Source organism: Dyella japonica DSM 16301 (assembly GCF_001010355.1).
In the GTDB taxonomy this organism is placed as follows: domain Bacteria; phylum Pseudomonadota; class Gammaproteobacteria; order Xanthomonadales; family Rhodanobacteraceae; genus Dyella; species Dyella japonica.
Genome location: NZ_JPLA01000028.1, coordinates 91,585 through 101,706, shown reverse-complemented (window position 1 = coordinate 101,706; position 10,122 = coordinate 91,585). Strand labels below are relative to the sequence as shown.

Annotated in this window: 8 protein-coding genes; 6 read left to right on the top strand and 2 right to left on the bottom strand. The window is 61.6% G+C overall.

The annotated features are described in order from the left end of the window. Window positions 1-248: 248 nt before the first annotated feature. A complete protein-coding gene (locus Y882_RS11695; protein ID WP_046972087.1) occupies window positions 249-3,146 on the bottom strand; it encodes a TonB-dependent receptor plug domain-containing protein in 2,898 nt (965 codons plus the stop codon). Between the two features lie 752 nt (window positions 3,147-3,898). Here Y882_RS11695 and Y882_RS11690 point away from each other — a divergent pair. The 6 genes from Y882_RS11690 to Y882_RS11665 all read left to right on the top strand — a co-directional run bounded on the left by Y882_RS11690 (window position 3,899) and on the right by Y882_RS11665 (window position 9,037). Then, the gene (locus Y882_RS11690; RefSeq protein WP_244466329.1) at window positions 3,899-5,821 is read left to right on the top strand and encodes a M61 family metallopeptidase; all 1,923 of its coding nucleotides are present in this window, start codon (window positions 3,899-3,901) and stop codon (window positions 5,819-5,821) included. Between the two features lie 68 nt (window positions 5,822-5,889). Continuing rightward, a complete protein-coding gene (locus Y882_RS11685; protein ID WP_211259169.1) occupies window positions 5,890-6,558 on the top strand; it encodes a cysteine hydrolase family protein in 669 nt (222 codons plus the stop codon). Between the two features lie 100 nt (window positions 6,559-6,658). Continuing rightward, the gene (locus tag Y882_RS11680) at window positions 6,659-7,126 is read left to right on the top strand and encodes a hypothetical protein (RefSeq protein WP_046972085.1); all 468 of its coding nucleotides are present in this window, start codon (window positions 6,659-6,661) and stop codon (window positions 7,124-7,126) included. A 106-nt stretch (window positions 7,127-7,232) separates the two neighbouring features. Further along, entirely contained in the window at window positions 7,233-7,871 is a 639-nt protein-coding gene (locus tag Y882_RS11675) for a DUF5671 domain-containing protein (protein WP_046972084.1), read from the top strand. Continuing rightward, entirely contained in the window at window positions 7,868-8,308 is a 441-nt protein-coding gene (locus Y882_RS11670; RefSeq protein ID WP_046972083.1) for a hypothetical protein, read from the top strand. The genes Y882_RS11675 and Y882_RS11670 overlap by 4 nt, the downstream gene beginning before the upstream one ends. A gap of 144 nt (window positions 8,309-8,452) precedes the next feature. Next, the gene (locus Y882_RS11665; RefSeq protein WP_156171444.1) at window positions 8,453-9,037 is read left to right on the top strand and encodes a hypothetical protein; all 585 of its coding nucleotides are present in this window, start codon (window positions 8,453-8,455) and stop codon (window positions 9,035-9,037) included. 49 nt (window positions 9,038-9,086) lie between these two features. Here the strand turns inward: Y882_RS11665 and Y882_RS11660 are convergent, their stop codons facing one another. Next, on the bottom strand, window positions 9,087-10,052 hold the full coding sequence (locus Y882_RS11660) for an AraC family transcriptional regulator (protein ID WP_046972081.1): 966 nt from the start codon (window positions 10,050-10,052) through the stop codon (window positions 9,087-9,089). Window positions 10,053-10,122 lie beyond the last annotated feature (70 nt).

Genomic DNA, 10,122 nt, shown 5'->3' with positions numbered 1-10,122 from the left:
AAGGTGGCGCAGGTCTTCAGGTATCAGGTCAGCGTTGCGGACCCTCATTTGTGGGAGCGCACCCTGTGCGCGACGGCCACGCCGAGGTGTGCCGCTTCGTAGGTTTGTCGCGCACAGGGTGCGCTCCCACAGGGAAGGCGGGTGTCGATATTGGGCGGCGCGGCTTGCTCAACCCACAAAAAAAGCCGGAGCCCCTTGCGGAGCCCCGGCAACGTGTTGCGGGGAGGTGTTACAGGTTTGCGTGGTGCTTAGAACGTCTGGTTGTACTGCAGGTAGATGTAGCGACCCAGGTCCAGCGTCGGGTCGACCGAGCCCGAGGAGTTGTAGCCCAGCACGTAGGCGTTGACGGTGTTCGGTGCGTGCTTGTCGAAGATGTCACGCATACCGAACGCGATCGTGCCCTTCCACGGCAGGGTGTAACGGACCTGCGCATCGTTGAACACCGTGGCGCCCATGCGGTCGGCACCGGTGCCGTAGCCCCAGTTCACGCTGGTGTAGTTGGGCTTGTTGCAGTGGATGGTGTCGCTGAAGCACTGGTCGAGGAACGCGCCGTAGTAGCGGATGCCCCAGGTGGCGCCCCAGTTGCCCAGGTTCCAGTCCAGGCCCAGGTTGGCGCGCCAGTGGTTGTAGCCGTACTGGCCGGCGTAATTGATCACCGGAGCGTCGTTGGTGCTGGCCTGGTTCCAGTCGTCGAGGTAGTTCACGTTCATGTTGAACACGAACTTGCCGAACGAGAACGCGGGCAGGCGATAGTTCACGCCCATGTTGTAGCCGGTGGTTTCGATCCAGCCCAGGTTGGCGTTGCCGCGGTGCAGGTTGATCACCTGGCCGTTGGCATCACGCTGGAACGCCTGGCAGAACTCCTGCACCGAGTACTGGTAGCACTGGTCGAGCACGTAGTTGGCATCGATCGCCGTGATGACGTTGGTGATCTTGATGTCGTAGTAGTCCAGCGTCATGTCCAGGCCGTCCACGTAGTGGGGGCTGTACACGAGGCCGAGCGTACGGGTGGTGCTGTGCTCGGGCTGCAGGAACTCGTTGCCGGCGCCGGTGACGAACGGCGTGGTGCCCTGCTGGTTCGGGCCCTTAACCGCGGCGCCCGCGGTATCCAACTGGTGGAAGTTGGTCGGCGACAGGCCGGCGGCCGCGCAGTTCTTGGCCACGGTCGGGTTGCTGAGGCTGCCGAACTGGACGTCGCAGGGATCGGTGTACTGATCGAAGGTCTGCGAACCGCCGCCGAACAGGTCGCCCAGCGTCGGCGCACGGAAGCCCTTGGCGAACGTGCCGCGCACCATCAGGTCGTCGAACGGCGACCAGGTGAAGCTGTACTTGTTGTTGGTGGTGCTGCCGAAGTTGCTGTAGTGCGAGTAGCGGCTGGCGACGTCCAACGCGAGCGACTTGGCGCCCGGGAGATCCTTCAGCAGCGGCGCATTGAGCTCGAGGTAGGCTTCGTTGGTGGTGTACGAGCCCGTGGTCGGACCGGCGGCAAGGTCGGTGGTGTAACCGGCGCTGGCCATTTCATCGGGCTGGTCGTAACCGCTGACGCCGCGATGTTCGATACCGGCTGCAATGCTGAAGGTACCGGCCGGCAGCTCGAACAAACCGCCGGTGATGTTGGCGGTGAAGTCCTTGTTGATGCTCTGGTCGGTGGCGTGCTCGCGCGCCATGATGTAGTTCAGCGCTTCCTTGGTCGACGCGCTCGGGCCGCCGAGGATGTTGAACGGCGTGCACTGGTTCAGCGCGATCGGGTTGGCGGCGGTACCGCACTGCACGATGCCGCTGGCATTGAGGAACGACGGGCCCAGCGCCTGCTGCAGGTTGAGCAGGTTGATGTTGCCGGTGTTGGTGGTGTCGACGTCGTACTTGTTGTAGCCGAAGCCAGCGTCCCAGTTCCATGCGTGGCTGAGGAAGTCGAAGCTGCCTTCAAAGCCTGCATCGAAATGCAGCGACTTGGCGCTTTCGCTGCTCACGCGCGGCAGCTCGGTGATGCGGCGGGCGAACGACAGGTCGTTGCCCGGCAGCGGGTTGTAGTAGCTCTCGCCGCTCAGGTACACCGGGAAGTTCGGCTGGCTGGTGCTGGTGAGCGGATAGCCGGCGACCTGGGTCGACGAGTTGCGCTCGGCGTACATGCCGGTCGCCTTGAACGTCACGTTGTCGCTGAGGTTGTAGCTGCCTTCAGTGAAGATGGACTTCAGCTCGGTCGGCAGCTGCTCCATCATCTGGTTGGTGGCGTTGAAGTAATCGTTGTCCTGCACGCCATCGTGGTAGTTGTTGATGTTGCGCGAGTCGGCGCCCACGCCGATGTGGTTCGGATCACCCGTGTGGTTCAGCACATAGGTGTCGCCGTCATTGGGGTTGGTGAAACGACCCCACGGGCCCGTGCCGCTGTAACCGGCCGTACGATCGAAATCACCGTAGGTGTACTTGGTGAAGTCGCGATCCTTCGCCCAGATGGCGCTGGTCTTGTTGTACGTCGCGGCGAACACGATCGAGGACTTGTCCGTGGTGCTGCCCACGGTGAACGAGTAGGCCTGCTGCGTGCCGTCGTTGTTGCCACCTTCGTTCTGGCCGACCGAACCGCTCACGGCAACGCCGTTGAAGCGATCCTTGAGGATGATGTTGACCACACCGGCGATGGCGTCGGAGCCGTAGATCGAAGAGGCACCGTCCTTGAGGATTTCGATGCGGTCGATCAGCGCCACCGGGATGGTGGACACGTCGGTGTAGCCGTTGAGGCTGGTCATCCAGCGCTTGCCGTTCACCAGCACCAGGGTGCGGTTCTCGCCGAGGTTGTAGAGGTTGACGTACTGGCCGCCTTCCTCGGTGTTGCTGGTCAGCACGGCCGCCTTGGAGAAGGTCGGCTGGCCGGTGATCGTGAGGTTCTGCAGGATGTCACCGACGTTGGTCAGGCCGGTCTTCTGGATGTCGGCCTGCGAGAGGGTGATGACGGGCTGTGCGGTTTCCACGTCCACGCTGCGAATGCGCGAACCGGTGACCGTGATGGTTTCGAGCTTCTTGGCCGAATCCGGCGTGGCGTTGCTGCTGCCGGTGTCCTGCGCGAATGCGCTACCTGCGGCGGCCAGGGCACCTACGGCCAGGCCCAGCCGGATAGCGGATGCCAGCTTGCTGTTTCCAAAATGCTTCACGTTTTGACTCCCCTAACGACGTGATCAAAGAAGGTGGCAAGCCAGGCGTCGTCCTGGCTTTGCTTAGGCGTGCAGGTCCCCGCGGCACTGTCGTTACGACAGTTCCGTCAGCCTCAGAACCGAGCTCTATTCGCAGGTCCCCCCTGCCGCCCTTCATCGAACTTAGACAACTGGATCACAAAAAGTCAACGTTTTTTGTCAGCCATGTGTAGGTTTCAAGAAAAACAAATGCTTGGACAGCTGCTGTGACGGCTTGTAGCTGAACAGGAATGGGTAAATGCGGCTTTCCAGCCATTTGCTGACTGATAACTTACAAAACAGACGCTGGCGTATGGGTGTCTGGCTGGCTAGCGCATGGCGATAGCTGACGACAAGCCTTCGTTGCATGAACTTACGATGACTTGAGTGGTTACTTTTTGACCAGTGCAGGGGGCGGTGGGTTGGCGCTCCGTCGGGTGGTCGCGCACAGGGTGCGCCCCTACAAATGGCAGCGCCGTGGGCATGGCGGCGCCGTGGTCATCTGGCTCCAAGGTGTGAGCCGCGCCAGGTCCAAAGAACGGTCGTCGCGCCTCTATGCGCGGCTCGAATCCACCATCGGGCCGCGAAGGCCCGGTAGATCATCGTCGCGATGAAGTCGAGCCAACGCATGGCGCTGGCGATACCGCGCGCTGGTGATGCTAAGTTGCGCCATCTTCCATTCGCCCATCGGAGCTTTCATGTCCCGCGCCCCTTCTGCCGCGTCTGCGGCTGCTATGCGTCGCAGGTTCTCGCGGCTTGCCCTGGCCGTGGCCTGCGCGCTGGGTGCGAGCGTTGCGCTTGCCGAACAGACGCGGACCGATGACGTGCCCGCGCCGCAGGACAGCAAGTACCCAGGCACGGTGACGCTGCACGTGGATGCGAGCGACACCACGCAGGGCATCTTCCGCGTGCACGAGAGCATGCCGGTGAAGGCGGGCGCATTGACCCTGCTGTATCCGCAATGGATTCCCGGCGACCACTCGCCGACCGGTCCGATCAACATGCTCGCCGGCCTCAAGCTCAGCGCCAACGGCAAGCCGATCATGTGGAAGCGCGACAAGTACAACGTCTACGCCTTCCATCTGGACGTGCCCGAGGGCGTGTCGTCGCTGGATGTGGATTTCCAGTACCTCTCCGGCCGCACCGACAGCGAAGGCTTCGAGATCACCGACCGCATGATGGACATGGAATGGAGCAAGGTGTCGCTCTATCCGGCCGGCTATTACACGCGCGGCATCACCTATGCGCCCAGCGTGACGCTGCCGCACGAATGGCAACTGGGCACCGCGCTGGAAACCGCATCCAAATCCGGCGACACCGTCACCTTCAAGCCGGTGACCTTCAACAACCTGGTCGATTCACCGATCTATGCGGGCAAGTACTTCAAGCGCGTCGACCTCACCCAGGCCGGCGATGCGCCGGTGTATCTGGATGTGTTCGCCGATGCGCCGAAATACCTTGAGATGAGCAAGGAACAAGTGCAGGTGCACCGGGCGCTGGTCACCCAGGCGCTGAAGCTGTTTGGTTCGCATCACTACGACCACTACGACTTCCTGTTCTCGCTGTCGGACACCTTGGGCGGCAACGGCACCGAACACCACCAGTCCAGCGAGGACGGCCTGGGCGCTGACTACTTCACCGCATGGAACGACGCCGCCCCCGATCGCGACCTGCTCGCGCACGAATACGTGCATTCGTGGAACGGCAAGTTCCGCCGCCCTGACGATCTGTGGACGCCGAACTTCAACGTGCCCATGGGCGACTCGCTGCTGTGGGTTTACGAAGGCCAGACCCAATACTGGGGCTACGTGCTGACCGCGCGTTCGGGCATGTGGTCGGCGCAGCAATTCCGCGACGCGCTGGCCATGACCGCTGCCAACTACGAGCGCAACCGCGTCGGCTTCCAGTGGCGCACGCTGGAAGACACCACCAACGATCCCACCGCCGCGCGTCGCTCCGGCCTGCCGTTCCGCAGCTGGCAGATGAGCGAGGAGTACTACAGCGGCGGCCAGATGATGTGGCTGGAAGTGGACGCTAAATTGCGCGCGCTCACCCAGGACCGCAAATCGCTGGATGACTTCGCGCGCGCCTTCTTCGGCGTCGACAACGGCAGCTACGTCACCAAGACCTATACCTTTGACGACGTGGTCGCCGCGCTCAACGGCGTGGCCCCGTATGACTGGGCGACCTTCCTGCGCGCGCACGTGGACACGCTCAATCCCCCGCTGCAGGACGGCCTGGCCGCCACCGGCTGGGAGCTTGTCTACACCGACAAGGAGAGCGACTACGAGGCGCAATACAACAGCCGCTCGCAGCCCTCGCGCCACCTCTACAACTTCGCCTGGTCGATCGGCCTGACCATCAACGACAAGGGCGAGGTCAACGACGTGCGCTGGAACGGCCCCGCCTTCAAGGCCGGGATCAGCACCGGCTCCACCGTCGTCGCGGTGAACGGGCAGGACTATTCGAAGGACGGGCTGAAAGACGCCATCACCGCCGCCAAGGGCAGCAAGTCACCGATCCAACTGCTGCTGAAATACCAGGGCGGCTATCGCAACGTCTCGCTCGACTACCACGATGGCCTGCAGTACCCGCACCTCGTGCGCATCGAAGGCAAGCCTGACTATCTCAGCGAGATCATCGCGCCGCGCAAGTAGGCGTCGGCAGGGCGTCTGGACGGCCAGACGCCCTGGGCCTGTATCGAATCGCCATGAGGAGGTGCCTGTTGGCCCGCATCAAGCTTGTCTGCGAGCGTGGACGATCGATCGAACTGGATACGACGCGCACGGCGCTGGCCTGTATCGATTTCCAGGCGGATTTCGTCTTGCCCGAAGGCCGCGCAGGAGCCTTGGGCTCGCCTATCGAGCCGCTGGTGGCGGCGATACCGGCTGCGCAGCGAGCGCTCTCCGCGGCGCGTGAAGCCGGCATGCTCGTGTTCTTCACCCGCGAGTGCTACGCGCCCGACCTGTCCGACCTCAATCAGTTCCGCCGTCAAAACGACCTAGCCATCGGATCACAAGGGCCGCTAGGCCGCTTTCTGGTGAAGGGTGAGCGCGGGACGGAAATCATTTCCGATGTGTGCCCCAGGGATGGCGAGCCGGTGATCGACAAGGCAGGCTTCAGCGCCTTCCACCAGACCACGCTCGATACCGTATTGCGCGTACGCGGCATCGATACGATGCTGCTCATGGGTTACACCACCCAATGCTGCGTGGCTTCGACGCTGCGCCACGCCGTCGACCTGGGCTATGCCTGCGTTCTCCTGCAGGACGCCTGCGCGGCGTATGACCCTGCGGACCATGAGGCTACCGTGCGCGTCATGTACAGCGAGGGCGACAACTTTGGCTGGGTCAGCGATAGCGAGCGCTTGGCTGTCGCTGTGTGCTCAATCTAGTACGGCACGGGCTTTGGCTTTTGGGGTGAATATTCAGCTGTGATGGGGCGGCGAGGATAGGGGCGGTCCATGCATTCGTCTAACGACTGGAGATGGCATCATGCAGAAGCGCGTAAGAATGGCATTGAGCTTTCTGGCTGCCATCGCCATTGCCGCGGTGAGCGCAGCTGCCGGCTTCTATTTCGGTTTCTACCAAGGCATCGATATTGGCGGAAAGACGATGGGAGACATGGCGGGAATACACGAAGCTCATCGTGCGTTGTCCGAAGTCGACTCTTCCATGGCAGCGCTTGGCCAGAGCGATCTGAGCCTTTCGCAGCGTCAACTGGCACTACACATGCGAACATCTCTGACTCAATTGGGGACCTTGTCGAGAATCGGCGCATACCTTCAGTGCTCGGACAAGGACAGGCGGGCTCTCGCCGCGGCGGCCAACTACGTGGCTGCACATCCTGATCCAGCTCTGATTGGCCCCGATCCTTCCGTTGAAAAGGGCGTGAAATTCTGCGAGTCCTATCAAGGCGGCCGAGGTGTCACCATCACCTATGTGGCTACTGGCCAAGAGTAGAACGGCAGGAGCATCGCACAGACATCCGCCACATATCGCGCCCTCCTAGGCCCGTATCGGCGAGCATCTTCGACTTCATCATGCTTGATCACCAACAGGGGAACGTATGGCCAGCAGCACACAGGACTTGGAACGGTTCGTGCGGAGTTCGCTCTTGCGTGGATGCTCGCGGCAGAGCATCGACAAGGCACTCATGGATGCGGGCTGGACGTCTGAACAGGTGCGTGGCGCGATCTCTAACTTCGCAGACGTCGAATTTGCAGTGCCCGTGCCTCGGCCGCGTCCCTACCTGTCGGCCAGAGACGCGTTTGTCTATCTGGTGTTGTTCACTACGCTCTACTTGAGCGTCTATCACTTTGGAAGCCTGCTGTTCGAGTTGATCAATCGCAATTTCCCGGATGCCGCCTCGCCTTACAACAATGGTGTGGCACGAAGCATCCGCTGGTCCGTGGCCTCGATCATCATCGCCTTCCCGATTTTCCTCTGGCTCACGGCAAGGATTCGCCGGGAGGTCAGCCGGCAACCCGTGAAGCGGCAGTCGGCGGTTCGCCGTTGGCTGACCTATCTGACGCTCTTTGCCGCCGCCGTAGTACTTATCTGCGACCTGATCACCCTGGTAGATGGCGTGCTCGGGGGAGAAATCACCGTTCGATTCATGCTCAAGATCGCCGTTGCCGCCGTAATCGCCTGCACGGTCTTTGGCTACTACCTGTGGGACCTGCGCGCTGACGAGCGTGTCGCATGATGCCGCGCCATGGCGTGCGGCTGCTGGCGATCGTGGCGTCCCTGGGCATGGCTGCAGCCATTGTCGCGGGCCTGGGCGTGCTCGGTTCACCCATGCATCAACGAGCGCTGCAGCTGGACTCGCGCAGGGTGTCCGATCTCACCGTTATTTCCATGCAGGTCAGCGCGTACTGGTCCCTGCATAAGTCGCTGCCGCCCGATCTCGCATCGCTCAAGCTTGCACAATCGATGACGAGTGACCCGGTCAGTGGCGCGGCCTTCGAGTACGCCACAACCGGCAAGGAAACCTACCGGCTGTGCGCCAATTTCGATGCGGCCTCCGAGTCGGATGGGCGGTCGTACGGCGCCTTTAATGTCCGCTGGAACCACCCCGCCGGACGGTACTGTTTCGACATTGGCACGAAGTACGGTGTCGAAGTGGGGGAGCCAATGCGATAAGACGCCGCATCCAGGTTGATGTCGAGCAATAGAGGCATCCGTAACGGGGCCAGGTTCATGACATGTATCTTGGCCTCTGGTTCGGGAAGTGATCCGGGCCCCGTTATGGCCGGCGCAAGTTGATCCATCGAAAAGGAGCTACGTGTGCGACTACGGATGCTGATCGCTGCGATCGTCTTGGGGATGACGCTTCAAGGATGTGCCAGGGCGCCGACCGTCCTTGGCGCGAGTGAACAACAGTCACTGAAGTCGATGGCGCTGTTTGGTGATGATGGCAGCCCTCGCTTCGCGGCCTATATGGCCTGCACCAGTGAGGATCAAAGCTGCGCTCTGGTCGACAAGGCTTTTTCGACGTGGGCCGATGAGCGTCGCATTGCCATTCATCTGGTGGAAGACGATGACGCTGCGTTCAGGAGTGGCGTGCTTTCTTCAGGCAAGGCACCGGTATTGCCCTATCGATTGGCCTTGCAGGTCAGTCCACTTCTGGTCCCGAGCTTCTTTCAGTTTCGCGGTGGCATGCATGCCCAAGGCGGCTACAAGCCGCCGCGAGTCGGGTACAAAGCCAGAATCTACGTCTTCGATGCCAAGACGGGAGCGCTCCTCAAGGACATGCCAGTGCATCAAGAGGTCACGGCCAACCCGGATGCCACGGCAAACAGCTATATCCAGTCGGAAATGGGCATCTTGATCAGCTCAGTTGACCCGTATTACCACGTGGCGAGGAAGTGACTGAAGTGAGGTCAGAAGGCGATGCGCCGCGCCGAGAAGTCCCCGCACCTCAGTGTGAGGACACATAGTCCGTCAGCGCTTGCGCGGGAGGTATCGCAAAGTCCCTGCGCATGCGCCTCACCTCCGCCGCCGGGGGAAGGCCAAAAAGTCGCTTGAATTCGCGATTGAATTGGGACGCGCTGGCGTAGCCGACGGCATGGCTGGCTAATTCCGCGGACATGTCTTGACGCACCATCAGGAGGCGAGCCTGATGCAGTCGTGTCGATTTCAGGTATTGCATCGGCGATGTTCGAGTGACGGACCTGAAATGGCTGTGGAAGGTGGGGACGCTCATGTCGGCCTCCCTGGCCAATTGAGCCAGATGGATCGGCTGGGCATAGGCGGCGTGTATGTGACGAAGTGCTCTTCCTATCTTGCCGAACTGCCCTTGCATCCCCAGCGCAGAACGCAACGCCGCTCCCTGCGCTCCGGTGAGTACGCGGAAATAGAGTTCACGCAACAAGCCCGGCCCAAGCACCGCCGCGTCCAGCGGTTGGGTCAACGCCTCGAGAAAGCGTAGAACGGACGTGCGCAGCGCCGGATCCATGGGGCTGGACATCATGCTTAGTGGCATGTCGTGCGCAACAGGTGTGGTTCGAGAGGCGATCTGAAGCATCAGATCAGCAGCCATCTGGAAGTCCAGATGCAGATAGATGGCCAGCAGCGGTCGATCGGGCGTGCCCGTGGATTCCATCGTGAACGGGACCGGCACCGCGACCGCCAGGTAATGCTGCTCATCGTAGACATAAACCTGATCACCAAAATAGCCCCGCTTGCAGCCCTGGCAGACGATCACGATGCCAGGGTCGTACAGGACCGGCGTCCCTGACAGCTCACGATCCGAGCGCAGAATGCGCACGCCAGGCAAGGCCGTGAGGTTATAGCCCTCCTGTGGTGCCAACTGCCGGGCCAGCGCTTGCAGGCGGCGGCTTTCGCTGGTCGGCTCAAGCTTGTTCGTGGCAGCAGGGCGACTCATAGAAATAGGCAATACAGTCAGAATTTCAGGCCTTATGGGCGAGTCATCTTACGCCTATTGTGCAAGTCAT